This window comes from Akkermansia sp. 54_46 (genome assembly GCF_001917295.1).
Lineage (GTDB): Bacteria > Verrucomicrobiota > Verrucomicrobiia > Verrucomicrobiales > Akkermansiaceae > Akkermansia > Akkermansia muciniphila.
The window spans coordinates 72,460-98,435 of the sequence record NZ_MNUD01000029.1; the positions used below are offsets into that span (position 1 = coordinate 72,460).

General features: G+C 56.4%; 20 protein-coding genes and 1 pseudogene. 16 read left to right on the forward strand and 5 right to left on the reverse strand.

All coding sequences use genetic code 11. The features are described 5' to 3' along the window. Positions 1-9: 9 nt before the first annotated feature. Complete coding sequence (locus BHW66_RS05495) at positions 10-660, forward strand: SDR family oxidoreductase (protein WP_022198291.1); 651 nt, start codon at positions 10-12, stop codon at positions 658-660. Between the two features lie 300 nt (positions 661-960). Further along, complete coding sequence (locus tag BHW66_RS05500) at positions 961-2,148, forward strand: acyltransferase (protein WP_046436962.1); 1,188 nt, start codon at positions 961-963, stop codon at positions 2,146-2,148. Positions 2,149-2,203: 55 nt separating this feature from the next. On the opposite strand, the gene BHW66_RS05505 is transcribed toward BHW66_RS05500, so the two are convergent. Further along, positions 2,204-3,487, reverse strand: a complete 1,284-nt coding sequence (locus BHW66_RS05505; protein WP_046437201.1) for an alpha/beta hydrolase family protein — start codon at positions 3,485-3,487, stop codon at positions 2,204-2,206. An 82-nt stretch (positions 3,488-3,569) separates the two neighbouring features. Here BHW66_RS05505 and BHW66_RS05510 point away from each other — a divergent pair, with 82 nt between their 5' ends. The 5 genes from BHW66_RS05510 (at position 3,570) to BHW66_RS05530 (ending at position 8,148) form a co-directional block, all read left to right on the forward strand. Continuing rightward, positions 3,570-4,784, forward strand: coding sequence for a beta-ketoacyl synthase N-terminal-like domain-containing protein (locus BHW66_RS05510; protein WP_046436964.1), 1,215 nt, complete (start codon positions 3,570-3,572; stop codon positions 4,782-4,784). Positions 4,785-4,807: 23 nt separating this feature from the next. Beyond that, complete coding sequence (locus tag BHW66_RS05515; protein WP_046436966.1) at positions 4,808-5,971, forward strand: 8-amino-7-oxononanoate synthase; 1,164 nt, start codon at positions 4,808-4,810, stop codon at positions 5,969-5,971. 252 nt (positions 5,972-6,223) lie between these two features. Next, positions 6,224-6,679 carry a hypothetical protein gene (locus BHW66_RS05520; RefSeq protein WP_046436968.1) on the forward strand — a complete coding sequence of 152 codons (456 nt, stop codon included), beginning with the start codon at positions 6,224-6,226 and terminating at the stop codon, positions 6,677-6,679. 73 nt (positions 6,680-6,752) lie between these two features. Continuing rightward, positions 6,753-7,085 (forward strand): DUF2752 domain-containing protein, encoded by a 333-nt coding sequence (locus BHW66_RS05525; RefSeq protein WP_179219218.1) that lies wholly within the window; start codon positions 6,753-6,755, stop codon positions 7,083-7,085. Between the two features lie 511 nt (positions 7,086-7,596). Next, entirely contained in the window at positions 7,597-8,148 is a 552-nt protein-coding gene (locus tag BHW66_RS05530; RefSeq protein ID WP_143247052.1) for a hypothetical protein, read from the forward strand. A gap of 280 nt (positions 8,149-8,428) precedes the next feature. On the opposite strand, the gene aspS is transcribed toward BHW66_RS05530, so the two are convergent. Together aspS and hisS are read right to left on the reverse strand one after the other, a co-directional pair. Continuing rightward, positions 8,429-10,222 (reverse strand): aspartate--tRNA ligase, encoded by a 1,794-nt coding sequence (gene aspS, locus BHW66_RS05535; RefSeq protein WP_022198282.1) that lies wholly within the window; start codon positions 10,220-10,222, stop codon positions 8,429-8,431. Between the two features lie 35 nt (positions 10,223-10,257). Beyond that, complete coding sequence (gene hisS, locus BHW66_RS05540) at positions 10,258-11,532, reverse strand: histidine--tRNA ligase (RefSeq protein ID WP_102734486.1); 1,275 nt, start codon at positions 11,530-11,532, stop codon at positions 10,258-10,260. A gap of 544 nt (positions 11,533-12,076) precedes the next feature. Here hisS and hypB point away from each other — a divergent pair. The 5 genes from hypB to hypE are packed head-to-tail and all read left to right on the forward strand — an operon-like array spanning position 12,077 to position 17,451. Continuing rightward, a complete protein-coding gene (gene hypB, locus BHW66_RS05545) occupies positions 12,077-12,760 on the forward strand; it encodes a hydrogenase nickel incorporation protein HypB (protein ID WP_232051397.1) in 684 nt (227 codons plus the stop codon). Further along, complete coding sequence (gene hypF, locus BHW66_RS05550; protein WP_286688942.1) at positions 12,741-15,068, forward strand: carbamoyltransferase HypF; 2,328 nt, start codon at positions 12,741-12,743, stop codon at positions 15,066-15,068. Before hypB ends, hypF begins: the two co-directional genes overlap by 20 nt. A gap of 3 nt (positions 15,069-15,071) precedes the next feature. Continuing rightward, the gene (locus BHW66_RS05555) at positions 15,072-15,314 is read left to right on the forward strand and encodes a HypC/HybG/HupF family hydrogenase formation chaperone (protein ID WP_102738740.1); all 243 of its coding nucleotides are present in this window, start codon (positions 15,072-15,074) and stop codon (positions 15,312-15,314) included. A gap of 30 nt (positions 15,315-15,344) precedes the next feature. Next, entirely contained in the window at positions 15,345-16,412 is a 1,068-nt protein-coding gene (gene hypD / locus BHW66_RS05560; protein ID WP_215834140.1) for a hydrogenase formation protein HypD, read from the forward strand. A 4-nt stretch (positions 16,413-16,416) separates the two neighbouring features. Beyond that, positions 16,417-17,451 carry a hydrogenase expression/formation protein HypE gene (hypE, locus tag BHW66_RS05565; RefSeq protein ID WP_022198277.1) on the forward strand — a complete coding sequence of 345 codons (1,035 nt, stop codon included), beginning with the start codon at positions 16,417-16,419 and terminating at the stop codon, positions 17,449-17,451. Between the two features lie 197 nt (positions 17,452-17,648). On the opposite strand, the pseudogene BHW66_RS12795 reads toward hypE, so the two are convergent. Continuing rightward, a pseudogene (locus tag BHW66_RS12795) lies at positions 17,649-18,692 on the reverse strand (tetratricopeptide repeat protein); the annotation flags it as partial. 510 nt (positions 18,693-19,202) lie between these two features. Then, positions 19,203-19,553, reverse strand: a complete 351-nt coding sequence (locus BHW66_RS05575) for a hypothetical protein (RefSeq protein ID WP_286688943.1) — start codon at positions 19,551-19,553, stop codon at positions 19,203-19,205. A 38-nt stretch (positions 19,554-19,591) separates the two neighbouring features. Here BHW66_RS05575 and BHW66_RS05580 point away from each other — a divergent pair, with 38 nt between their 5' ends. The 4 genes from BHW66_RS05580 to groL all read left to right on the forward strand — a co-directional run bounded on the left by BHW66_RS05580 (position 19,592) and on the right by groL (position 25,876). Next, positions 19,592-21,559, forward strand: coding sequence for a glycosyltransferase (locus tag BHW66_RS05580; RefSeq protein WP_218823129.1), 1,968 nt, complete (start codon positions 19,592-19,594; stop codon positions 21,557-21,559). 304 nt (positions 21,560-21,863) lie between these two features. Continuing rightward, positions 21,864-23,792: a molecular chaperone DnaK gene (dnaK, locus tag BHW66_RS05585; RefSeq protein WP_094139853.1), complete on the forward strand. Its 1,929-nt coding sequence runs from the start codon at positions 21,864-21,866 to the stop codon at positions 23,790-23,792. A 95-nt stretch (positions 23,793-23,887) separates the two neighbouring features. Continuing rightward, positions 23,888-24,178, forward strand: a complete 291-nt coding sequence (gene groES / locus BHW66_RS05590; RefSeq protein WP_012420445.1) for a co-chaperone GroES — start codon at positions 23,888-23,890, stop codon at positions 24,176-24,178. A 42-nt stretch (positions 24,179-24,220) separates the two neighbouring features. After that, positions 24,221-25,876 (forward strand): chaperonin GroEL, encoded by a 1,656-nt coding sequence (groL, locus tag BHW66_RS05595; protein ID WP_035196530.1) that lies wholly within the window; start codon positions 24,221-24,223, stop codon positions 25,874-25,876. Positions 25,877-25,976: the final 100 nt, after the last annotated feature.

Genomic DNA, 25,976 nt, shown 5'->3' on the forward strand with positions numbered 1-25,976 from the left:
ACTTTTTTGATGCGGAGAGTGTTCATCAGCGGCGGTCACGGCGGTTTGGCGCGGGCCATCGTGGAATGTTTTTCCGCTGCGGGATGGGAGACGGATGCCCCCAGCCATGCCGCACTGGATGTGGGAGACCGTTCCGCCGTACGCCGCTGGTTTGATTGCCATGCCGCGTATGATTTGGCGGTTTGCGCCGCCGGAATTACTAGGGACAGGCCGTTCCTGAAGCAGACGGAGGAGGAGTGGGACGAGGTAATGAATGTGAATGTGACGGGAGCCGCCTGGTGCGGCCGATGCGCCGCCGCCGCCATGGTGCGGGAGAAGAGGGAGGGTCAGGTGGTGATGATCGGTTCTTATGCGGCGCTCCGTCCGGCTCCGTCCCAGGCGGCTTATGCCGCTTCCAAAGCTGCTCTGGCGGGCCTGGTGAAAAGCCTGGCGCGGGAATGGGGAAAGGATGGGATTCGCGTGAATCTGGTGTTGCCGGGGTTCATGCTGACGGAGATGACGGCCGTGCTGCGGGATAGCGTGAAAGAGGCGGCTTTGTCCCGGCATGTTTTGAACCGGTTGAATACGCCGGAACAGGCTGCGGCGTTTATCCTGTTTTTACAGGATGTTCTTACGGCGGCTTCCGGCCAGGTGTTCGATCTGGACAGCAGGATTGTTTAATAATGGACAGCGGATTTATTATCCGCGTTCAAGCCTTAATATTGAAGAAGAATAATTTAAGAAAAAATTTGATACACCAGGGACATCCGGTTCCCGTTGAAAACATGGAATTCCAAACACGGAAAGAGGAATCTATCCATGTTTACACACTTTCCAAAAGACCGGAAAAACCTTGTTTTTCAAGATTTCCTGTTTTCAAAATCATAGCAGGCTATCTTTTTTATTAAAAAAATGATTTTCTTGGAAATATATCATCAGCAGGGGAGAACGCGGATAATAAATCCGTAGAAATGTTTCTCCATGAGTTTGCCGCTGGCTGATGATGAAGAGAAAGGAAAGCGTTTTTCCTGTGGTTGTCCGGAATATATTTCTCCGTCCCGGAATTATGGAATAGATGCCTTGCGCATTGTCGCCATGATGATGGTTTTAATTCTTCATCTTTTGGCCTCCATTGATGTTTTGTCTTTGGAGAACCATGGGTCCGCTTCCTATAATGTCGGGTGGCTGCTGGAGATTGCCGCTTATTGCGGTGTGAATTGTTATGCGTTAATTACAGGATATGTGTGCTGCGACGGAACGTTCAGGTATGAACGTGTGGTTTCCTTATGGTTTCAGGTTGTTTTTTATACATGGGGCAGTTTGCTGCTGGCTCTGTTGTTTTTCCCCCAGGAGGTTCAGTTGAGCAATATTCTGCATTCCCTTTTTCCCGTTTTATCCGGCCAGTATTGGTATGTAACGGCGTATGTGGGGCTGTTTTTCTTCATTCCGTTTCTTAACGCCCTGGGGAACAGGCTGACCAAATTACAGTTCCAGTATCTTCTGGTTACCGTTTTCGTGCTGTTTTCCGTTATTCCCACCCTGCTTCACACGGATGTGTTCCCGGTGGAAGAAGGGTATAGCATCTGGTGGCTGGGCATCCTTTACATGCTGGGGATGTATGTTAAAAAGCATGGCTTGCTGACGGAAATGAAAACGCGTCCGTTATGGATGTTTTATGCCGGATTCGTATGTTTTGCCTGGGTTTTCAAGATGGTTCTTAACGTGGTGTCTCCATACCTGATTGGGCAGATCAAGGGCGGTGGAATGTTTATTCGCTATAATTCTCCTTTTATTGTAGGGACGGCGGTTGCCCTGTTGCTGATTTTTTCCCGGATGCATTTTTCATCCCGAAGGGCTGTCTCCTGTATTTCATGGCTGGCGGCAGCGTCGTTCAGCGTTTATGTGCTGCATTGTAATGCTTTGATAGGAAAATGGTTTTTGTGGGATGTCTTTGAGTGGGCAGCGTCTTCTTCCTCAGCCCTGATGGTTGTGAACGTGTTGGCAATAGCCGCCGTGGTTTATGCCGGATGCGCCTTGGTGGACTCCGTGCGGCGTTATTTATTTAAGCTCATGAACGTGGAAAGGGGCGCCCGGGCGGTGACGGGCTTTTGCGGAAAGCTGGGGCATGCATTCCGGAAGATGTGCCGCCGGATAGATTCGCATCCCTAAGGATGAGGGAATGTCCTGTTCCGGCGGTTCCGGGCGGTTTTTGTCTGGAGCTAGGCTAGTTTTTATTATCGCTTTTATCCAGGAGGGTTTTAAGCCAGGGAATGACCAGGTCTTTTTTGAAGAAATGGTTGCGCGGGTCCACATTGGCGAAACGGAAAAAGGCGTCCCTGTCCAGACCTGCGGGCAATTGGCTGCCGTGCCAGCGTTGGGCAGGGTCCGCAAACCGGGGCTGGTGATGGTACTGGAAATGATCCGGCGCCCCGGCCATACGGTAGGCTGCGGAGATGAGCTGGAAGTCCCTGTCCAGGCCGCCTTCCGTGCAAATGACAGGGCGCGGAGCGAGAGCCGCCACGATGTCCGGGAAGTCGAATTGTTTCCAGAAGCCCGGAATGAGGTGGCGGATGGAGTTGGGAGCGGAACGCACGCCCCTGCCGTTGGGCATGGTCATGGTTTTGGCGCGTTCCAGCGTGCGGCACAGAAAGTCGTTATACACGAAGGCAAAGATATCCGGGTTCAGGCTGCCCAGAACCATCATGGGTTCCGTTCCCAGGGAGAAGCCGCTGAGGATAATATGGTTTTTTTGCGCCCAGGGGCGTGTTTTCACCCAATCCAGAATACATTGGTCCGCGTAGGAGGTGTAGCCCAGCCAGCTCCAGTCCATTTCCAGCAGGAAGCGGGCCAGGTTTTCATAATCGTGTGAAGAACGGCCTGCGGCGCGTTCCGCGTCTCCTTCTTCACCCGTTCCGGCATTGTCTACCACAATGGCCGCCCATCCCTGCCTGACATAATGGAAAGCCATGGCGTTGTTGCCCGGCTGCTGTACGGAAGGCTGGTCCAGATCCGGTGATGTTTCCCCCGCCAGCTCTTCCTTGGTCTGGTCTGACCCGGGAATGCAGAATAGCACGGGAACCGGATTTTTGTCTGAAGCGTTGTTCGGCAGGAGCACCAGGAACGGTACGGCGGCTCCCGGGAAGGGATAGGCTTCCCATTTTTCCACCCGGTAGTGTTCTCTTGGCACGGTTTTTACCAGAACGGGGGCGGGGATATCCGCCTGGGGGGGGAATTTCATCAGTTGTTGCATGGCTTTCCGGACTTTTTCCCGCCAGGCGGGGAAATCCTTCGGAGCCATATCCGGGGAAAATTCGCATGCCGGACGCAGTTTTTCCAGCATGGTCTGGACGATGCCCCGGGAGGAAACATGCCGCTGGTCGCTCCGGGATGAATGAAGCACCGCCCAGTCTGCCGCCCGGAATTTTTCACTGGGCGGGGTAAGGGAGAAGGAGGGAAGAGAAAGGGATGCCAATAGAAGAGAGAAAAAAACGGCGGGCTGAATAGTCATGAAGCCAGATTGCCATAAAAGAAGCTTCCATTGCAAGGTTGCAGCGGTGGTCTTTTCAGGTTGTTCCTGACGCATCGGAAGCTTGAGTTTTTCCGGGCAGGGCGGTAGTCTGGCCGCCGTCATGATGGCGGGGGGTAAGAGTCTTGGAAGCCCGGAACCGCGGGTATGCGGCCTGGGCCTGGCTTCCGGCTTCGGCATGGGGGCGGCAGTCCATCTTGCCGGGGTAAGGGAAGGGCGCAGAGTGTTGAAGCCGTTGAGCGAATTGTGGGGCGAAGGTAATCCCTGGGGCGATGTATTGAGCGGATGGATTCCAGACAGGGAATTGTTATGCAGCCGCAGGAACGGCCCTGCTTCCCAGCTGGCGCTGCTGTTGGCGCGCCAGGCCGTGGAGGACGCCGGATGGGGAAGGAAGGAATTGAGGGATGCCGCCCTGATTGTGGGCAGTTCCCGCGGGAATGCTTCCGGATGGCTGAGCCCGTGGCCGGGACGGCGGCCCATGAAAATTTTGGCCGTTCCCAATTCCCTGCATAGCGAACTTGCTTCCTGCGTCAGCATCGAATTGGGAATTTGCGGGCCTTATCACGTGCTGGCGAGCGGCTGTGCCGCCGGCCTGGATGCCGTAGGCATGGCCGCCATGCTGATGCGGCAGGGAGTTGTTAAGAGAGCGCTGGCTATCGGTCTGGATTTGCCTTTGTGCCGGGAGCTGCTGGGGACGTACTGGGCCTCCGGCATGCTTTCCCGCAATGGTTTGAATGATCCCTACGGCCCTCTGGCCGACGGCATGTGCATTTCCGAGGGAGGGGCGGCCATAGCCCTGGAATTGTCTTCTGCTCCAGGTATTTATGTGAAGGATTATCTGGTGAATTCCGATGCCTATAGCCCGCTGGGCATGCCGGAGGACGGAAAGAGCATAGCCGCCCTGCTGGAGGCTGCTTTGAAAAGTCGGGATGGAGCGGTTCCTCTGACCGTTTGTCCCCATGCCAGCGGCACGGCGGGGAATAGCGTGTCCGAACGGGCTGCTTTGAAAAGGGTTTTTAAAGACGGACTGCCGGATTTGAGGATGATGAAGCCGTGGACGGGGCATGCCATTGGAGGCAGCGGAATTTTGGAACTGGCCCTGATGCTGGTCTTTGCCAGGGAGGGGGTATTGCCTCCCAATCCTCCCTGGGCCACCTTCCCGGAAGGCGGCGCCTGTTCTGCGGAGGAGCTGCCGTTGGCCGGGGGGCGGATGCTGGTCAAATCCGCCGCTTCCATGGGCGGCCATAATGTGGTGCTGAGTCTGGCTGTGGACGGTTGAATATTGTTGAATAGTGAACGCTTATGAAGAATCCTGAACAGTTTTTGTCAGAGTTGAAGTCTGCGGGGCTGCTGCGCGTCCTGCGGGATGTGGAATGCCTGCCCGGAGGAATGGCCCGTCTGGCGGATGGCCGGAAAGTGGTCAATCTGGCAAGCAACGATTATCTGGGGCTGGCCCACCATCCGTCCCTGGCGGAGGCTTTTTCCCGTGCGGTGCGGGATGAAGGGGCCGGAGCCATGGCATCCCGCCTGGTGACGGGGACGCGGCGGGAACATTCCTGTCTGGAAGAGGCCCTGGCCGCTTTGAAGGGGACTGAAGCGGCGGTCAGTTTTTCCTCCGGTTATGCTACCTCCCTGGGAGTGATTGCTTCTATTGCGGACCGGGAGGATACGGTGCTGATGGATAAGTTGTCCCATGCCAGCCTGATTGACGGGGCGCGTTTGTCCGGGGCGCGTTTGTCTACGTTTCTGCATAACGATATGGAGTCATTAAGAAAAAAACTGCAGCATTTGCGGAACGCGAATCCTTCCGGCGGGATTCTGGTAGTGACCGAATCCGTTTTCAGCATGGATGGAGACCGTGCCCCCCTTCGGGAAATTGTGCGTCTGAAGGATGAATTCGGCGCGTTGCTGCTGGTGGATGAAGCTCACGGATTCGGCGTGCTGGGAGAACACGGGGCCGGACTGGCGGAAGAACTGGGCGTTTCCTCCCGGATAGATTTTCAAATGGGGACTTTGAGCAAGGCTGCCGGGGTAAGTGGTGGATATGTGGCCTGTTCCCGCGCCTGGGCGGATGTCATGGTTAATTCCGCCCGGTCCCTGATTTATTCCACGGCTCCTCCTCCCGCTTTGGCCGCTGCCGCCCTGGCCGCGGTGGAAGTGATCCGCAGCGGGGAGGGAAAGGAATTGCGCCGCCGTGTTTCCGTGCTGGCAAATAGTTTGTCCGCCGCACTGGGGATGCCGGGAAGGCCTGTTTCTTCCATCTTCCCTGTTGTGGTGGGAGAGAACGATGCTGCCCTGGCTGCGGCGGATGCCCTGCTGGAACAGGGCTTTCTGGCTCCTGCCATCCGTTATCCTACGGTCCCCCGCGGAACGGCCCGGTTGCGCATTACGGTAACGGCTGCGCATGAATCCGGACAGGTCACGCGGCTGGGAACGGCGTTGAAGGAGCTGCTGCATGGGAAATAACGCAGGAGTTGTTTTTGGTTCTCCGCATTAGAGCCGGTTCCTGTTTTTATGCGGGGTCTGCCGGAAATGGGGTTATCCTCATTGATGCTGCCATAAAAGGGGAAGAAGGATATCTGATGCCTGGCGGAACGGAATGACATCCGGATGTCCTGAATGGCAGAGCTTGCATCTTGACAGGAAAGTTTTCTTCCAGTAAGGGGAAAGAATGAAGGTTCCCAAAGGAATTTTCACTGAACCCTATAAAATAACGTTATGATGAATACTTCTGATTCTTCTTCTCCTTCGTCCTGCTGCAGCGGTTCTCCTTCCTGCACGGCCGCTCTTGTTCTCGGCATTATCGCCCTGGTATTGGCATTGATCGGTTTTTTCCCGTGCCTGGGCTGGATTACTCTGATTCCTGCGGGGCTGCTTGCCATTATTGCTCTGATCATGAGCATTGTGGCTGTCAGTAAAGGTTCACCCAAAGGGGCTCTTGTTGTTGCCATTATCGCGTTGGTCCTGTCCGCCGTTGCGGGAATTGTCCAGGCATGGATGGCCAGCGCTACCGTGACTTACATGGAACAGCACCAGGATTATGTGGAAAAGAAGGCTCTGGAAATTCAAAAGGAGCTTCGGCAGATGGAGCTGGAAAACAGGGAGCCATTGAGGCAGTCCGGGGAGGCGGATGGAATGTCCCCCACGGATGGAACAGGCTCCCAGGATTTGTAGTTCCTGAACCTTTTTAGGAAGATCGGCGATGAATGGCGGGCGCTCTTCATGGCGTTCATGCCGTGATAGCTGGGTGGTCAGGAAAGTATGGCTGCCTGTATGGGCTGTTCTGTCCTGCCTGTTGCTGGCGCCCTCCCTCATGGCGCTGGCAATTAGCCCTGACAGGATGAATTCTCTGGCGGCTTCTGTTGCCGTGCCGCATCGTGAATGCCCGTTGTGCGGCATGACGCGAGGGTATGCGGAAATGGCCCGCGGGGATATACGAGCTGCCTGGGAATGGAACCGCGGCGCTCCGGTCTTGTTTATGGCAGGACTGCTCAATGGAGGGGCTGCCGCGGTTTATTTGGTATGGTGCTGGCGGAGAAGGGCGGGAAGCCGGGAAAAGGAAAACAGTTCTCTCGCGTAGCATGCCGCAAGGGGAGGAACCGGCTCCCCTTGTCCCTGGTAAATGACACAGCGGAAGTTTTGAAGCGGGGCCTGGGAAGTTTTTCTGCCTCCTGTTTATTCCCTGTAACGGGGCTGGCGCTTGGTGGTGGGGGGACGGAATGATGTTGAGTTTTTATTGAATGAATTCCATGCCAAATTCCTCGTAGTGCCGAAGATGAAGTTCCACTGCCCAGGTTGAGCGTTTTGCCGGAGGGAGCTGCGTTGTTCCTGAAAAGGAGAGGGGAATGCGGCGCCGGTGTTTCATGCCTTAGGATTATTTTTTGTCAGAAAGGGGAATAGCTTTTCTGGGAACGGCCGGTATTGCCGTTCATGGAAGGAGTATCCTGGGTGTGAAATATTTTGATTTTTCTTTATTTAGGTATTTTGTTGATGATGTTGTTTTATATTAAGTTGTGTAATTTTCTAACATTTTTATTCTAGGCCCGTTTGATTTTATATATATAGTTTTTGGATATTGTATGAATATTTGCATGTCCATCTATAGATCAATCGAATTGCGGAAGAATACATCCGGAAGTTATAAGGTCCGGCTGACTATCGACCGGGGAAGCAAGTTCTGCGGCGCCAGAAAATCTCTTGGTCTCGGCACCCATCGGGAGGATTGCGCCTTAAGACGTGCCTATCTGATGCGATGCCTGCTGTTTCATATGGGATGGTTTCCCGGCGGAAAGATTGCCGTCAGGAATTCAGCCGAATGCGGTATCAAGGATGTGGTTTGGGACAGCATGGAGTGTTCGGAGGACTCCGGAATGTTCAAGCTTGCCGGAAGGGGCTGCCGCATGGCTGCGGATGAAACCATGGCTATCTGGTTTCAGACGAATGGAGATGGGAGGGTTCAATGCCTTCGTTTGCTCATTTCCGGGTGGAGGAAAGATGACCGGGCAGGTGATTTGAGGGTGTTGATTCAGGGGATGCGGCATTGCGCCTCGGAACAGCGCCAGCATCCCTGCCGGATTTTGAATATTGAAATCGGTGCCGGCTCTTTCACGGCGCCCCGGGATGAATGTGTGCTGAAAGGGTAGGAAAACGGATTGTTTCAGATACCGGTTTATTCTGGTTTTATTCGGAGGCCGCCACATTCCGGTTGGGAAATTGGGCCGAATATCCGGCATGCCCGGTCCGGAGTTTATTTGGCCGTTATGGACGACGGGAAGGTTGCCGTATCCCGGGCGAGTTGAAGGCGCGGGAAGAAGGCCGGGAGGAATGGTGTGCTGCCTGCTGGGAAAGGGAGCCCTGTTTTTTCTGCATGAAAAAACCCCGGATGGAATGATTGCCATCCGGGGTTTTGTTTGAAGATTCCGGCTATTTTTTAGCGGGCAGTTTCACCTGAATGTGAATGTCGCGCAGTTGCCGGTCTTCCGCGGCGGCGGGGGAGTCGCTCATCAGATCCGCTCCCCGGTTGTTTTTCGGGAATGCGATGACTTCGCGAATGGATTCCGCGTTGCAAATCATCATGACCAGGCGGTCCAGTCCCAGCGCAAGGCCGCCGTGGGGCGGAGCGCCGAAGCTGAAAGCGTCCAGAATGTGGCCGAATTGTTCGCGGGCCTGTTCTTCCGTGATGCCGAGCGCTTTGAACATGGCGGACTGCAGGTCGCGTTCATGGATGCGGATGGAGCCGCCTCCCAGCTCCGTGCCGTTGAGCACCACGTCGTAGGCCTGCGCGCGAAGGTCTGCGGAGAGTTCCCCGCTGAGCAGTTTTTGTTCGTCTTCCTTGACGGGGCGGGTAAAGGGGTGGTGGATGGCGACCCAGCGCTGCTCTTCCTCATCCCAGCCTACCAGCGGGAATTCAATAACCCACAGAAAGTCGCGTTCCTTGTTGTCCTTGAGCAGTTCCATGAATTCGGCGCATTGCAGGCGCACGCGGCCCAGGATATCGCAGGAGGGTTCCCACGGGCCGGCGGCAAAGAGAACGAGGTCTCCTGTTTCGATGTCCAGGGCTTCCGTGAGTTTTTGCTTTTCTTCGTCGGAAAGGAATTTGGAGATGGGGCTTCTCCAGTCTTCCTCGCGCACCTTGATGTAGGCCAGGCCTTTGGCTCCGGCTTCCACGGCAGTTTTCGTCAGGGCGTCAATCTGGCCAACGGAGGCGGAACCGAATCCCTTGGCGTTGATGGCCTTGACCACGCCGCCGTTGCTTACGGCGGAGGCGAATACCTTGAAGCCGCTGTTTTCAAAGATGGAGGAGACGTCCGTCAGCTTCATGCCGAAGCGGCGTTCCGGCTTGTCGGAACCGTACTGATCCATTGCTTCCTTCCAGGTCATGCGGGGGAAGGGGGTGGGAATGTCCACGCCCAGGGATTCCTTGTACACGCGTTTGAGCAGGCCTTCCACCAGGTTGTAGATGTCTTCCGGCGTGATGAAGGAAGCTTCAATGTCCACCTGGGTGAATTCCGGCTGGCGGTCCGCGCGCAGGTCTTCGTCACGGAAGCAGCGGGCAATTTGGAAATAGCGTTCCATGCCGGCTACCATGAGCAGCTGCTTGTATTGCTGCGGGGCCTGGGGCAGCGCGTAGAATTTGCCGGGCGCCAGGCGGGAGGGCACCAGGAAGTCCCGTGCGCCTTCCGGCGTGGATTTGGAGAGGATGGGCGTTTCAATTTCCAGAAAGCCGTGCTCGTCCAGATAGTCGCGCGTGGCTTTGGTGACGCGGTGGCGGATCTGCATGTTGCGGGCCATGGCCGGGCGGCGCAGGTCCAGAAAGCGGTATTTGAGGCGCAGGTCTTCGTTGGAGAGGGCCCGATCCAGCTGGAAGGGGAGCACGTCAGCCTTGTTGATGACGTTCAGGGTGTCTGCGGAGACTTCGATTTCCCCGGTGGGGAGGTCCGCATTGGTCGTGTCCACCGTATCCGTTTTCAGGCGGGCGGCCACGGTGCCGGAAATCTGGATCATGTCTTCGGAGCGGAGCTGCTGGGAGGCTTTCGCCACATCCTGATTGACTTCCGGGTGAAAGACTACCTGCGTGATGCCGGAGCGGTCGCGCAAGTCGATAAATATGACGCCGCCATGGTCCCGGACGGAATCTACCCAGCCGATGAGGGTGGTCGGCTTGCCGATGTTCGCAGCGCGCAATTCGCTGCAGGTATGAGTGCGGTATGAGTTCATCTTTATTGAAAATGGAAGAAGAGGAAAGAACGGTGTCAATTGCTTCCGGTGAGTGAAGCCACGGCGTCAAACAGGTCGTCCATGGCGACGGGGGATGAGGTGCGCGCGCCCAGGTCGCGAAGTTCCATGACCGGGAATTCATCTCCCACGATCAAGGCCGCGCGGGCGCCGGATTTGACGGCCTTCTGGAGCTGTCCGTTGACTTTGGTGAGCGTGAGGGGAAGGTCCACACTGTATCCCTGGTCCCGGAGGGCGGAGGCGATGGCAAGAACTTCCGCGCGGCGGCTTTCAGATGCCTGAACCATGAAGATGTCGCAGCCTGCGGAGGCCAGCGCCGCATCTTTCAGCGCCCTGGCATGGGGCGTCTGTTCAATAAGGTGGGTGATGACGGCATCCCCCATGGCAAAGCCGGTTGCCGGCATGTCCACTGCGTTGTTGGAAAGGGCGCCTACCAGCGTGTCGTAACGTCCTCCGCCGGCTACGGCGCGCAGGCTGCGCTGTGTGTCAAAGATTTCAAAAACCAGACCGGTGTAGTATGCCAGTCCGCGCACTACGGATAAGTCCAGCTTGACATAGCCGTCCAGCCCGCGGGCCGTCAGGTCTTTCATCAGGATGTCATAGCGTTCGGACGCTCCGGCGGGCGGGTTTTCAATGAAGGCCACCAGATCGCCGCGGTTGATATGAAAGGCGTCCAGCTTGCGCTGGCATTCTTCCGGGCGGTCACGTTCAAATTTGTCCACAATGCCGAGGAAAGCGGGAATATCCTGTTCCTGCACGCCGTGTTCCGAAGCAAACCTGATCCAGGCTTCCCGGTCAGAGACGCGCACAATGAAGTCGTTTTGCGTAAAGCCCAGTTCCCTCATGCAGTCGATGGCCAGGGCTATCAGTTCGGAATCCGTCCACGCGGAGGCTTCTCCCAGAATGTCCGCATTGAATTGATAAAATTCGCGCAGACGCCCTTTCTGGGGTTTTTCATAACGGAAGCATGAGCCGATTTCAAACCACTTGAGCGGTTTGGTGTATTCGCGCTGGTAGGCGGCTGCGATGCGTCCCAGGGAGGCGGTGAGTTCCGGGCGGATGGTGATGTCCCGGTCCCCCTGGTCCGTGAAGCGGAAGAGCTGGGTGGGCAGCTCGCCTCCGCTCTTTTTAAGATAAAGCTCCGTGGCTTCCACAGTCGGGCCCTCCCATTCCAGGAATCCGTAACGATGCGCCACCTTCTTCCATGCGTTGAAAAGATAGTTGCGCACGGCGCAGTCCGCCGGTGCAAAATCGCGGAATCCGGGAAGTGGTTGAAAGCGAGCGTCTGGCATAACCTGGAAAAAAGGATGTTGTCTGAGGACGAAACAGTTTACAGAATTCCTATGCCTTGGCAAGTCCACATGCTTATGATGAGGAATTTCGGTGGAAACCAGATGAATGACCCTATGTAGGAGGATGGGGACGGTTATTCCGGTTTTACATGAAGTGAGGGAAATGGGAAAAGGATTAATTATTGGCGATTTTAGTGTTTTTTAAATGATCCGGATTTTTTGCGCGGGCTGTGGGGCATGCGGGTTTAAGTGCCTGCGGATTTGTAAACGGATGTCAAACAACAATATTGAACAGCAAGGGGAAATGATAAGAAGGTGTTCCCAAAAGTTTTTCTGCGTATGGAGCATTGCATCTTTCCCTTTATAGAAAAATGTTTTCCTCCCGCGCTAAAAAGAAAACCGGGGCAGTTTTGTTTGATTTCATAGGAGTATGACGTGAAACGGATGAGTTTTTTTTCTCTTTGGGAATCTAATATCAGTATTGATTATGTGTAAAGAATGTGGATGCGGGGGGGAGCTCTCCCATGAAAGTCACGGCCACGGCATGGACGTCCATGTTCCGGTGTTGGATGCCAATGACCGGCTGGCAGAGCGCAACAGAGGTTTTTTTGCTGCAAAAAACCTTTTGGTTATCAATGTTTTTTCTTCTCCGGGGTCAGGAAAGACTTCCCTGTTGCAGAAGACGGCGGAGATGCTCCGCGGCCGTGTGCGCATGGGGGTTATCGTAGGGGATTTGGCGACGGATAATGATGCGGAACGCCTGAGCCGAGCGGATATCCCCGTAGTGCAGATTACAACGGGCACCATGTGCCATCTGGACGCCCGCATGATTGCGGAGGCCATGAAGAAAATGCCTCTGGATGATCTCGACGTTTTGATTATTGAAAATGTGGGCAATCTGGTTTGCCCGGCTTCCTATGACCTGGGGGAAGGCGTGCGCGTGGTGCTGCTTTCCGTGACGGAGGGTGAGGACAAGCCGTTGAAATATCCTCCCATGTTCCATTCTGCGGATGTTGCCCTGGTGACCAAGTCCGATCTGGCGGATGCCGTGGATTTTAACCGTGACGCCGCCCTGGCCGCCCTGAACAAGGTGGCTCATCATGCGCACGTGATGGAGGTGTCTTCCAAGACCGGCGAAGGAATGGAGGCCTGGTGCGAGGAGATTGTGGAACGTGCGCGCCGCGCCCGGGAAGGCACGATTCAGCATCATGGCCATCACCACCATTGAACAGGCCGCCGCGGCATTGAAATTTGAGATAGCCGGCATGGTTCAGGGGGTCGGCTTCCGTCCCCATGTGTACCGTTTGGCGGTACGGCACGGATTGAAGGGGTTTGTGCGCAATACGGAGTCCGGTGTGGAGATTCATGTGGAAGGGGAGTCCGGCGCTCCGGAGCGTTTCTGGACCGCGCTGATGGACGGCCTGCCGGAGCATGCCCGGGTTTATGGAGTGGAGCGTACCGTATGCGAGCCTGCCGGTTTTGAGGAATTCCGCATTGAGGAAAGCGATTCCACCCCCGGAGGCGTTCCGGTGATGCTGCCGGATCTGGCTCCGTGCCCGGAGTGCCTGGAAGAAATGCGCGACCCGTTTTCCCGCCGGTATCATTATCCGTTTACCAACTGCACGCACTGCGGTCCCCGCTATTCTATTATTGAGACAATGCCGTATGACCGAGCGGGCACCAGCATGAAGGGGTTCCGAATGTGTCCGGAGTGCCGGAGGGAATACCAGGATGTGGAGGACAGGCGTTTTCACGCACAGCCTATCGGCTGCCCGTCCTGCGGCCCTTCCGTGAAGGTGCTGTTTTCAGATGGTTCAGGACTGGGGTTCGGCCATGGGTTTGATACCCCCGCGGCACAGGCGGCATGGGTGCTGGCGGACGGTTTGATCGTGGCCCTGCTGGGCGTAGGAGGTTTTCAATTGCTGGCGGATGCTTCTTCGGAAGCTGCCGTCAGGCGTCTCCGGCGGTTGAAGGAGCGTGACGCCAAGCCTTTTGCCGTGATGGTGCCGGATGTGGCTGCGGCGGAGAGGCTGTGCCGCCTGTCGGAGGAGGAAAGGCGCCTGCTGGCTTCTCCGGCCGCCCCCATTGTGCTGGCCCGGGGGAGGAAGGATGTGGATCTGGCTCCTTCCGTGTGCATGTTCAGCCGTTTTGTGGGGATAATGCTTCCGTCTTCCCCTCTTCATGCGCTGCTGATGGATGTGTGGGGAAGGCCTCTGGTGGTGACCAGCGGGAACCTGAGCGGCGAGCCCCTGTGCATCTCCGTGGAGGAGGGGCTGGAGAAACTGGGCCATGTGGCGGATGTGTTTTTGGTGCATGACCGTCCGGTAGTGCGGCCCGTGGACGATTCCGTGGTCCGCGTTACGGACGGCAGGGCCATGATGGTTCGCCGCGCTCGCGGATATGCCCCGCGGCCTGTGTGGCGCACATCTGCGGCGGCTCCCGACGTGCTCGCCCTGGGGGCCGGACTGAAGAATACCATCTGCTGGCTGAAAAGGGGCGTGGCTGTCATGAGCCAGCATCTCGGTGACCTGAGCAGTGCGGCTTCTCTGAACGCTTTTGAGCGGACGGTGGAGGCGCTGGGCAGAACCCTGGATGCCGTTCCGCAGGTAATTGCCGTGGACGCCCATCCGGACGGCCCCACTTTTGCCCTTGGCCGGCGTCTGGCGCGGAAGTGGAATGCAACGGTTGTCCCTGTGCAGCATCATCAGGCTCATGTGCTGGCCTGCGCCGTGGAAAATGAAACGCCGTTTCCCGCTTTGGGCATAGCTTGGGACGGGACGGGGTTCGGTACGGACGGAACGGTATGGGGAGGGGAATTTTTTGTGTTGGAGGAAGAGGGTGAGCCGCGCAGGGTGGCCCGCCTCAGGCCGTTTCTTCTTCCCGGTGGGGGCGAAGCGGTTCGGGAACCTTCCCGGTGCGCCTGTTCCCTGGCCCGTCAGATGGGGCCGTGGCGTACGGACGGGCTTGATAAGCGTCTGGAGAGGGGGATGCCTGTGCGGAAACGCGAGGTTCTGGAGGCGATGATGGCCCGGAATATCCATTGTCCGTCCTCCTCGTCCATGGGGCGGTTGTTTGATGCCGTGGCTTTCTGGTGCGGTTTTGACGGTGCGGCGGGGTGTGAGGGCCATGCCGCCATGATGCTGGAATCATGGGCCGCGGAAGCTTCCGGGGAAAAAATGCCGGGGGACGCGTATGAATGGGTCATGCATGAAGAAGAGGGATTGCTGGAACTGGATTGGCGGCCGCTGATGAAGTCTGTGGATGAAGATTTGTTGGAAGGCGTTTCCCGCGGCTGCATCGCCCGCAAGTTTCATGAGAGCCTGGTGAATCTGGTCTTTGACGTGGCGGAGCGTTTCTGCCTGGATAGGCTGGTGCTGGGCGGCGGATGTTTTCAGAATGCCTTTTTGCTTGAAGGACTGGCGGGAATGGCCCAGTCTAGAAGGTGCCAGTTGGCTCTGCCCCAGCGGGTGCCGTGCAATGACGGGGGAATTTCCCTGGGGCAGGTTGCGGCGGTCGTACGCCAATGGAAAGGATAGGATATGTGTTTGGCCGTTCCCGGAAAGATTGTGAGCGTCAATGAGACGGACCCTTTGTTCAGATTGGGGGTGGTGGATTTTGGCGGCGTGACCCGTGAAGTGAATCTGGCCTGTGTGCCGGAAGCCGTGCCGGGGGATTACGTCATCGTTCACGTGGGCATGGCCCTGAGCGTGCTGGACGAGGAAACCGCTCTTCAAACCCGCAGGGAAATGAGGGAAATTGTGGAAAAAACGGATCCGCTGTAAGGGGGCGTTTCCCGAATTTAATGAATATTTATGCAGGAGGAAGTCCGGCAGCTGATTGAAGAATTGCGCCATGCTGTGACGCGTCCGTGGGCGGTCATGGAGGTATGCGGAGGCCAGACGCATGCGATTGCCTCTCTGGGGCTGGAGGAGCTGTTGCCTCCCGGCCTGCGCCTGATTCACGGCCCCGGCTGTCCGGTCTGCGTGACGGCGGTGGAGTTGATTGACCAGGCCGTGGAATTGAGCCTGAGGCCCGGCGTGGTTTTGTGCAGCTACGGGGATATGATGCGGGTGCCGGGATCCCGCGGGGATTTGTTTTCCGCCAAGGCCAGGGGGGGAGACGTGCTTTTGATGTATTCTCCGCTGGAAGCGGTCGCTTATGCCGGAACCCATCCTGATACGGAAGTGGTGTTTTTTGCCGTAGGGTTTGAGACGACGGCCCCGGCTACGGCGCTTGCCCTGCAGCAGGCCCGCGCGCTGGGGTATGCCAATTTTTCCGTTCTCTGCGCCCATGTGCAGGTTCCCCCGGCTCTGGAATGGCTGATGGAGCAGGATGAGGGCAGGCCGGACGCCTTCCTGGCCCCTGGCCATGTCTGCGCCGTCACGGGGGAAATGGATTACGGGCGTTTGGCCACCCGTTACCGGACGCCCATGGTGGTGACGGGGTTTGAGGCTCCGGACCTGCTCCGCGGCATTCTGATGTGCGTCCGTCAGCTGGAAGCCGGGGAATATGCAGTGCGGAATGCGTACGGACGTTATGTGAAGCCCGGTGGGAACAGGGCGGCACAGGAAAGAATGAATGAAGTTTTTGAGCCGGAAGACCGCCATTGGCGCGGTCTGGGGCTGATTCCCGGCGGCGGCATGAGGCTGCGCCGTGAGTGGAATGACATGGATGCCGTTCTGCGTTTTGAATGCGGAAAGGGGAGGCAGGGAGCAGATGAAGCTTCCGGATGCCTGGCCGGGCAGGTGCTGAGGGGGCTGATTCGTCCTGGAGAGTGCCCTTTTTTCGGATCGTCCTGTACGCCGCTGGCCCCGCTGGGGGCTCCCATGGTGTCCGGGGAAGGGGCTTGCGCCGCTTATTATCATTATAAAAGAAGTTGATGCCATGTTTGAGTGTCCTGTTCCGGAGCCTGTTTCCGACCGTATCCAGATGGCTCATGGCGGCGGAGGCCGTTTGATGAATGAGCTGATCCGTTCCGTGTTTCTGAGCGCCTTCGGGTGCCCTTCCGGAGGCGTGCAGAATGACGCCGCCGTATTGGAGATTCCTCCGGGGAGGCTGGCGATGACGACGGACAGCTTTGTGGTGCAGCCTTTGGAGTTTCCCGGCGGTTCCATCGGTTCACTGGCGGTGCACGGAACGGTGAATGATCTCGCCATGAGCGGCGCGGAGCCGTTGTATTTGACGGCGGGCTTTATTCTGGAAGAAGGGCTTCCGCTGGAAGTTCTGGCCCGCGTGGCACAAGATATGGCTGCCGCGGCCCGTGCGGCGGGCGTCCGTATTGTGACGGGGGATACAAAAGTGGTGGAGCGCGGAAAGGGGGACGGCATTTACATTAATACTGCCGGGGTTGGCATCGTGCGCCATGGGTTGGAGATCAGCCCTTCTTCCGTTCGTCCGGGGGATTCCGTGCTGCTCAGCGGGGATTTGGGGAGGCACGGCATGACGATTATGAGCCTGCGCGCTGGGCTGTCTTTCGGAGACGGCCTGGAAAGTGATTCCGCTCCGTTGCATGAATCCGTGGCCGCCGTCATTCGTGCCGGCATTCCCGTGCATTGCCTGCGTGACGTGACCCGCGGCGGATTGACCGCCACTCTTTCGGAGATTGCGGAATCTGCCGGCCTGACAGTGAAGCTGAATGAAATGTCCATTCCCGTGCGTGAGGATGTCAGGGCGGCGTGCGGGCTGTTGGGGCTGGACCCTCTTCAAGTGGCCTGTGAGGGACGTTATCTGGCTGTTCTCCCACGGGAGCATGAGGAAGAGGCCCTGACCCTGATGCGCGGCTGCGGCGTATCTGCCGGAGCCTGCGTCATAGGCCGGGTGGAGGAATTGGGGACGGCGCCCCTGCTGATGACGGGACTTCTTGGAGTGGAGCGGGTGTTGACGATGCCTTCAGGAATGCAGCTTCCCCGCATCTGCTGATTCCTGGTGCTGCATGATTGGCGTTTTGTGGCAGGGGAGCGGGGGGACCCGCCTCCCCGCCCGGCCGGGGGTTCATAGGGGGTGCCGGGGCGGGGCCGTGGGGCTCCGGGGGGATGGTTCCAGGAGGGAGTGTCTTTACCTGTCCCGGCATCGGGCAACGCTTTTAATGCCGCTTTGGCCTGTGCATGGTCCTGGGAGGCTGCCTTTTCCAGCCATTCCCGGGCAGTTTCCAGGTTTTTTTCCACGCCGAATCCGTACAGGCAGATGATTCCCATGTTGTATTGCTCGGAGGCGTAGCCGGCTCTGGCGGCGCGAAGATTCCTGTTTTGCCATTCCCTGGCTTCCGCTTCCGTGAAGTCCTGGCTCTTGCAGAATTGGTCCCACGTTTTTCCGAATTTCATGGCAGCCCTCGCAAATCCCGACAGGGCGGATTTTCTGGTGTATTCATCCGCCAGGCGCATGTTTTTTTCCACTCCGTCGGGTCCCAGCCTGTACAGGTGGGCCAGTCCCCAGTATCCGTTGGGGCTGCCCAGATCCGCCGCTTTTTGGAAGAGCTGCAGCGCGTCCGGGTATTTTTTATGGGACATGGCGAATACCGCATTGGCCAGGAAGCGTTCCGCTTTGATGAATTCGTAAAATTCGGGAATCGCCGCCCATTCGGATTTAAGTTTGTTCCTGTCTTTCCTGGATTTGGGAGGCATGCCGGAAGGAGGGGATATTCGGAAAACGGGAATGTAGCCGGAAGCGCCCATATTGGCCAGCCCGGCCATCAGAAAGCAGCCCGGCTGGAGGCGCCACATGTGCATGTACAAAACGCGCTCTGCTGGCAGAGATTCCTTCTCAATCCAGTCCGGCAGGTTCATGGGGGGGCCGTAAAGTCCCGTCAGGCCGTTCAGCATGCGCTTGTACAGGGATTTCAGGCGCGTATCGTATTCCTCTTTACCCGCTTTGGTGGTGGAGTAAAAGGAAACGGCTTTCAGACCTCCATCCTTTCCGTACTCGAAATGCAGGGAGAAGAAAAGGCCTCCAATAGGTTTTTTCGTCTTGTAGGCTCCGTTCAGCCCTGTACGGCTCAGGTAGGCGTCTGTTTCCGGCCCTTCCAGGGATTTGCAGGTTTTCAGGGAATTCAGAAGCTGGGATTCCTGCAAACCTGTTTCCAAGGGTCCGTAAAGAGGCGAGGCGGCGCCGCAGGAAGCTGTATAAAGCACAGCCATGTAGCGATAGCAATTGGTCAATTTCATGGGATAGATAGGGCAGGGATGGAAGTGGTGCTTCAATAGCGGATTAGGAATCCGACGTCAATATCAGTTTTTCATACCAAATGCATTTCTCCAAAATCATCCATCATTTCCCCGGATACAACCCTCAACAGAATAAATTTGTTAGAACAAAATATAAATTATTGATTGTAATATACTTGCTTTTCACAGAAACATCTTTGAACACTTCATTCGGATTCCTAATCCGCAGTGTTTAAAATAGGTTGAAAAATGTTGGTTAATCTTTTTGTTATCAGCATATTAAAAATATGCATCCTGTTTTTCTGAAGTGAAAAAGGCGGAAAGGCGCGTCTGTTGTCCCGCCTCATTCTTCCGTTTTTTTTACATGGGAATCGTTATTATTTTTATTAAAAGTCTTTCTGAATATTCATTCATTTCCGTTTTGTGTATCCCATATGCATGCATTGTGGCGGATTTCAAATCCGCATGTCAGCGAAAAAAGGAATTGGTGCTTCCTTATTGATTTTATTATCAATGGATAAAATCAATATTGGGGATTGTTTCTTTCAGGATGCGTTGTGATTTTTTTCTTTCTCTATACGATGAGAGTCCTTTTTTCTCAAAAAATTTGATTGACTGCGGATTTGAAATGCGCAGATGAACGCGCATGGATTGAGAGCGTTTGATATTCAACGGGCTGTTTCTTTTTTGCAGCAATACGCAGTTTTGGAAGATGGCCTGATAGAAAAAAGAGGGCTCATGATACGTACCCGTACGGGAAAAACGGGAAGGCCGTGGCGGAATTGCTCCGGAGCGGCTGTTGATTCTGCCGGGGCTGCGGGCATAACCGGATGTTTGTGACGGTTTCGTTTCCGGCTGCATCTTGTTTGAGGAAGCCATTCCGCTCATGGTACCGGTACATGAGAATTGATGTGGTAACGGACACGTATGAACCTGATGTAAATGGAGTGGCCCTGACGCTGGGGCGTCTGGTCGGCGGCCTCCGGATGCGCGGGCATCTGGTGCATGTGATGAGGGCTTCTGAACGGAACGGCTCTTTCAACCCTGGGGAGACGGCTATGCCGTCCCTTCCCCTCCCCATGTACCATGAGGTGAAGATAGGGCTGCCTTCTGCAGACAGGTTCCGCGCCAGATGGATGAAAAAAAGGCCGGATGTGGTATACGTGGCTACGGAAAGCCCCATGGGAGCGTCTGCCGTGAAGGCCGCCCGTACGCTGGAGGTTCCCGTGGTGATGGGATTCCATACCAATTTCCACCAGTATATGAAGGATTACCATTTCTCCAGACTGGAAACAGCCGCCGTGAATTACCTGCGCAAACTCCACAACAGGGCAGGGATGACAGTGGTTCCCACGGAGGAAATGCGCCGTACGCTGGAAGGGCTGGGGTTTGAACGCCTTTCCGTCATGGGGCGCGGAGTGGATGCCGTCCTGTTTGATCCCGCCAGGAGGGATGCTTCCCTGCGCCAGTCATGGGGCGTCTGGCGGGATGAAGTGGTATTTGGCGTCGTGGGGCGTCTGGCGCGGGAAAAGAACCTGGTGGCGGCCCTGGGGCTGTACACGCGCTTGCAGAGGGAGTTTCCGGATTGCGGCATGAAAATGGTGGTGGTAGGGGACGGCCCCATGATGAACAGCCTGCGCAGTGAGTTTCCTGATGCCGTTTTTTGCGGAATGCGCCGTGGGGAAGACCTGGCGCGCCATTATGCCGCCATGGACGTTTTGCTGTTCGCCAGTGAGACGGAAACTTTCGGGAACGTTTTGCTGGAAGGCATGGCCAGTGGTTTGGCTACGGTCAGCTACCGGTATGCCGCTTCCGCGGATGTGGTGCTGGACGGCATCAACGGCCTTCAGGCGGAGAAAGGGGATGAAGAGGGGTTTTATTCCGCCATGCGCCGTCTGCTGGAAGACGGGGAGATGATCCGGAGGCTTGGGAAACAGGCCCGCAGGACGGTGAATTCCAGAACTTGGGATTCCATCCATGACAGGTTTGAAGAACTGCTGGCTTCCGTGGCCCGGGAGGAAAACGGGACCGGCTGCGCCCGCCCCCCGCGGGATGCCGTGCTGGAATGCCGCACGGTTTTTTTGTCGGACCTTCATCTGGGAACGAAAGACTGCAAGGCGGACGAATGCCGGAAGTTTCTGAAACATGTCCGGGCTGGAAAAATTGTGCTGGTGGGGGATATTGTGGATGCCTGGGCTTTGTCCCGCGGCAGCCGCTGGCGGCGGAGGCATACGCGCTTTGTCCGCACCTTGTTGAAAAAGATGGAACAGGAGGATGTGGAAGTCCTGTACCTGCGCGGAAACCACGATGATATTCTGGAAAAATTCCTGCCTTTTCATCTGGGCGGTTTGAAAATTGCCAGGGAGTACGTGCACCAGGCTGTGGATGGAAGACGCTACCTGTGCGTGCATGGAGACGGTTTTGACGCCATTTCCACCAATCACCGGTGGCTGGCGATGCTCGGCTCTCTGGGTTATGACGTTTTGCTGATGGTCAACAGGTTTTACAACAAATACCGCGCCTGGCGGGGCAGGGAATATTATTCCGTTTCCCGCGCCATCAAGGGCCGCGTGAAATCCGCCGTCAATTTTATCGGAAAATATGAGGAACAGCTTCAACGCCTGGCGGTAAAGAGGCAGTGTGACGGCATCATCGCCGGGCATGTGCATCATCCGGCGGATACCATGGTGGGAAAGGTGAGATATCTGAATTGCGGGGACTGGGTGGAAACCATGAGCGCAGTGCTGGAATACGGCGACGGCCGTATGGAAACGGTGCTTTACAAGGATTTTATGAAGCGCCTGGCATATGGCAAATGCGGAACCATGGAGGACGCGGAAACTTCTCCCGGCACGGGGGATTCATGACGGAACGGCCTTTATCCGGTTTCCCCCGGAAGTGGGACAAAATGACTTTGTGTGACATTTTGTCTCTTTTCTGGTGTGACATTATGTCCCGTTTTCCTTTGTCGGGAAAATAGAGGAATGAAAGGAAAAACAGCGTAATATGATTATAATATGACATTTGCGTTTATTTTTCAGTATGCCTTGCCAGATTGGCATGCCATTTGCAACAAAAGAGGCAAGAATATGAGTTTGCCTGCATGATGCTTCAGGTCATGAGGAAATCAAATCTCAACGAAATCCATTCAAAACAATCTAAAATAACGATATGGCTAAAATATTAGGAATCGACCTTGGCACGACCAACTCGTGCATGGCTGTGATGGAAGGCGGTCAGGGTACCGTACTTGAAAACAGCGAAGGTGCGCGCACCACTCCCTCCATTGTTGCTTTCACCAAAAGCGGTGAACGCCTCGTGGGGCAGGCCGCCAAACGTCAGGCGGTAACCAACCCGAAAAACACCGTGTTTTCCTCCAAGCGCCTCATCGGCCGTAAGTACAGTGAACTGACGGAAGAAGATAAAAAGGTGCCGTACGAAATTGTGGAAGCTCCCAACGGAGATGCCTACATCCGCGTGGATGTGGGCGGTGAAAAGAAGACCTTTTCCCCCCAGGAAATCGCTTCCATGGTGCTGGCCAAGCTGAAAGCCGATGCGGAATCCAAACTTGGCGAAACGATTACGGAGGCCGTGATTACCGTCCCCGCCTATTTCAATGACGCCCAGCGCAACGCGACCAAGGCCGCCGGTGAAATCGCAGGCCTTAAAGTGCGCCGCATTATCAATGAACCGACGGCGGCGGCCCTGGCCTACGGCTTGGACAAAAAGTCCAATGAAAACATTGCCGTATATGACCTCGGCGGCGGCACCTTTGATATTTCCGTGCTGGAAATCGGCGACGGAGTGTTTGAGGTGAAGGCTTCCGACGGTGACACCCACTTAGGCGGCGATGACTGGGACAACGCAATCATCAACTGGATTATAGGCGAGTTCAAGAAAGACTCCGGCATGGATCTTTCCAACCAGCCTGATGCCATTCAGCGCATCAAGGAAGAAGCGGAAAAGGCCAAGATCGCCCTTTCCTCCACCCAGAGCTATGACATCAGCCTGCCGTTCATCACGGCGGACGCTTCCGGTCCCAAGCATATCCAACTGACGCTGAGCCGCCCCAAGCTGGAACAGCTCACGGAAGACCTTCTGGACCGCACCCGCAAGCCTGTGCTGGACTGCATTGCTGCGTCCGGGTTGAAAACCGGGGACATTGACGAGCTGGTGCTGGTGGGTGGCATGACCCGCATGCCCGCCGTGCAGGAAATGGCCCATACGCTGGCCGGCAAGGAACCCCACAAGGGCGTGAACCCGGATGAAGTGGTGGCCCTGGGCGCCGCTATTCAGGGCGGCGTGCTTCAGGGGGACGTGAATGACGTGCTTCTGCTGGACGTGACTCCTCTGACCTTGTCCATTGAAACGATGGGCGGCATCGCCACTCCGATGATCGAACGCAACACGACCATTCCGGTGCGCAAGAGCCAGGTGTTCTCCACCGCCGCTGATAACCAGCCCGCCGTGGATATCCGCATTTGCCAGGGCGAACGCAAGATGTTTGAGGATAACAAGCTCCTCGGCAACTTCAAGCTGGACGGCATTTCCCCCGCTCCGCGCGGCGTGCCGCAGATTGAAGTGACCTTTGACATTGACGCCAACGGCATTCTGCATGTATCCGCTAAGGACAAGGGCACCGGCAAGGAGCAGAAAATTTCCATCCAGGGCTCCAGCGGCCTTTCCAAGGATGAAATTGAGCGTGCCAAGCGCGATGCGGAAGCCCACGCGGAAGAAGACAAGAAACGCGCTGAGGAAATTGACATCATTAACCAGGCTGACTCCCTCTGCTTCTCCGTGGAGCGCCAGCTTAAGGATATGGGGGACAAGCTGCCCGCAGACCTCAAGCGTGAAATAGAAGACAAGGTAACGCGTCTCAAGGAAGCCGTCTCCAAGAAGGACGTCAAGGCAATCAAGGCTGGCAAGGAAGACCTGGAATCCCGTCTGGAAGCCCTGTACAAGGCGGCGGAAGCCGCCCAGCAGTCCGCCGGGGCAGCCGGCCCCATGCCGGGCGCCCCTGCCGAAGAAGAGCCTTCCGACGGTCCCCGCAAGGCGAAAGGCCGCGTGGTGGACGCTGAAATCGTGGACGACGATAAATAAGCAACCCCCTTCCCGCCGGAGGGGGAAGCAATTCCCCCTCCGGCGGAACATTACATCCCGTATTACTCATCTACAACAACATCAAAAAACATACTATGGCAAACATCAAACCCCTAGGACAACGTGTGCTGGTCAAGCGCATTGAAGCTGAAACCAAGACGGCCGGCGGCCTGTTCCTGCCGGACACCGCCAAGGAAAAACCCCAGGAAGCCGAAGTGATCTCCGTAGGCACCGGCGGACGCGATGAAAAAGGCGCCCTGATTGAATTTACCGTGAAGCCCGGAGACCGCGTGCTTATTTCCAAGTACGGCGGCACGGAAATCAAACTGGACGGGGAAGACTACCTTATCCTGTCTGAAAACGATATTCTGGCCATCATCGGCTAAATGGCACTACACACACATTCAACATCATTTTAAATATTTAACATTATGGCTAAACAAATCCAATTTGACGAAACCGCCCGCCAGGCTCTGCTCCGCGGCGTGGAACAGATTGCCAAGGCTGTCAAGAGCACGCTGGGCCCTGCCGGCCGCAACGTAGTGATTGACAAAAAATTCGGTTCCCCCCTCATCACCAAGGACGGCGTAACCGTGGCCAAAGAAATTGAACTGGAAGACCCGTTTGAAAACATGGGCGCCCAGCTTGTCCGGGAAGTATCTTCCAAAACCAATGACGTGGCCGGCGACGGCACCACTACCGCTACCGTGCTGGCTGAAAGCATTTACCGCGAAGGCCTGCGCAACGTTACTGCCGGGGCCAACCCCATCTCCCTCCAGAGGGGCATCATGAAGGCTGCGGATTCCGTTGTGGAAGAACTCAAGAAGATCAGCAAGCCTGTCGACTCCAGCAAGGAAGTGGCCCAGGTCGCTACCGTCTCCGCCAACTGGGACGCTGAAATCGGCAACATCATCGCGGAAGCCATGGACAAGGTGGGCAAGGACGGCACCATCACCGTGGAAGAAGCCAAGGGCATTGAAACTACGCTGGACGTGGTGGAAGGCATGCAGTTTGACAAGGGATACCTGTCCCCCTACTTCGTGACGAACGCGGAAACGATGGAAGCGGTGCTGGAAAACCCCTACATCCTCATCCACGAAAAGAAAATCAACAACCTGAAGGACTTCCTTCCGCTGCTTGAAAAAGTGGCCAAGAGCGGCCGTCCCTTCCTGGTAATCGCGGAAGACATTGAAGGCGAAGCCCTCGCCACCCTGGTAGTCAACCGTCTGCGCGGCGTGCTGAACATCTGCGCGGTCAAGGCTCCCGGCTTCGGCGACCGCCGCAAGGCCATGATGGAAGACATCGCCATCCTTACCGGCGGCAAGTGCATCACGGAAGACCTGGGCATCAAGCTGGAAAACGTGGGCATTGAAGACCTCGGCCAGGCCAAGCGCGTGGTTGTTTCCAAGGATGAAACCGTTATCGTGGAGGGTTCCGGCAAATCTTCCGATATTGAAGCCCGCATTTCCCAGATTCGCCGCCAGATCAAGGACACCACGTCCGATTACGACCGCGAAAAACTCCAGGAACGCCTGGCCAAGCTGGCCGGCGGCGTGGCCGTCATCCACGTGGGTGCCGCTACGGAAACGGAAATGAAGGAAAAGAAGGCCCGTGTGGACGACGCCCTGCACGCTACCCGCGCTGCGGTGGAAGAAGGCATCGTTCCCGGCGGCGGCGTGGCGCTGATTCGCGCCCAGAAAGCCATTGACACCCTCAAACTGGAAGGTGATGAAGCAACTGGCGCCCAGATCGTTTATCGCGCTGTGGAAGCCCCGCTCCGCCAGCTGGCCTGCAATGCCGGCCGCGAAGGGGCCCTCATCGTCGCCAACGTGAAAGGCATGAAGAATACTGCCGAAGGTTACAATGTGGCCACGGACAAGTATGAAGACCTGCTTTCCGCCGGCGTGGTGGATCCGACCAAGGTGACCCGTTCCGCTCTGCAGAATGCGGCCTCCATCGCCGGTCTGCTGCTTACCACGGAATGCGTCATTGCCGACAAGCCCGAGAAGAAGAGCTGCAGCTGCGGCTCCGGAGCTTCCGACATGGGCGGCATGGGAGGAATGGGCGGCATGGGCATGATGTAAGCCCCGTCCGTTTCTTCGAGACCAAGGCAATCGGCTTCAAGGCTCCCCGGTTTTTCCGGGGAGCCTTTTTTAATATGCTTCATCAAGAGCCGGTTTCGGG

What these genes read in the sequence shown, in the direction of transcription:
- BHW66_RS05495 (WP_022198291.1), top strand. Translation starts at nt 10, where the DNA reads ATGCGGAGAGTGTTCATCAGCGGCGGTCACGGCGGTTTGGCGCGGGCC.
- BHW66_RS05500 (WP_046436962.1), top strand. Translation starts at nt 961, where the DNA reads ATGAGTTTGCCGCTGGCTGATGATGAAGAGAAAGGAAAGCGTTTTTCC.
- BHW66_RS05505 (WP_046437201.1), bottom strand. Translation starts at nt 3,487, where the DNA reads ATGACTATTCAGCCCGCCGTTTTTTTCTCTCTTCTATTGGCATCCCTT.
- BHW66_RS05515 (WP_046436966.1), top strand. Translation starts at nt 4,808, where the DNA reads ATGAAGAATCCTGAACAGTTTTTGTCAGAGTTGAAGTCTGCGGGGCTG.
- BHW66_RS05520 (WP_046436968.1), top strand. Translation starts at nt 6,224, where the DNA reads ATGATGAATACTTCTGATTCTTCTTCTCCTTCGTCCTGCTGCAGCGGT.
- BHW66_RS05530 (WP_143247052.1), top strand. Translation starts at nt 7,597, where the DNA reads ATGTCCATCTATAGATCAATCGAATTGCGGAAGAATACATCCGGAAGT.
- aspS (WP_022198282.1), bottom strand. Translation starts at nt 10,222, where the DNA reads ATGAACTCATACCGCACTCATACCTGCAGCGAATTGCGCGCTGCGAAC.
- hisS (WP_102734486.1), bottom strand. Translation starts at nt 11,532, where the DNA reads ATGCCAGACGCTCGCTTTCAACCACTTCCCGGATTCCGCGATTTTGCA.
- hypB (WP_232051397.1), top strand. Translation starts at nt 12,077, where the DNA reads ATGGACGTCCATGTTCCGGTGTTGGATGCCAATGACCGGCTGGCAGAG.
- hypF (WP_286688942.1), top strand. Translation starts at nt 12,741, where the DNA reads ATGGCCATCACCACCATTGAACAGGCCGCCGCGGCATTGAAATTTGAG.
- BHW66_RS05555 (WP_102738740.1), top strand. Translation starts at nt 15,072, where the DNA reads ATGTGTTTGGCCGTTCCCGGAAAGATTGTGAGCGTCAATGAGACGGAC.
- hypD (WP_215834140.1), top strand. Translation starts at nt 15,345, where the DNA reads ATGCAGGAGGAAGTCCGGCAGCTGATTGAAGAATTGCGCCATGCTGTG.
- hypE (WP_022198277.1), top strand. Translation starts at nt 16,417, where the DNA reads ATGTTTGAGTGTCCTGTTCCGGAGCCTGTTTCCGACCGTATCCAGATG.
- BHW66_RS05575 (WP_286688943.1), bottom strand. Translation starts at nt 19,553, where the DNA reads ATGCAGCCGGAAACGAAACCGTCACAAACATCCGGTTATGCCCGCAGC.
- BHW66_RS05580 (WP_218823129.1), top strand. Translation starts at nt 19,592, where the DNA reads ATGAGAATTGATGTGGTAACGGACACGTATGAACCTGATGTAAATGGA.
- dnaK (WP_094139853.1), top strand. Translation starts at nt 21,864, where the DNA reads ATGGCTAAAATATTAGGAATCGACCTTGGCACGACCAACTCGTGCATG.
- groES (WP_012420445.1), top strand. Translation starts at nt 23,888, where the DNA reads ATGGCAAACATCAAACCCCTAGGACAACGTGTGCTGGTCAAGCGCATT.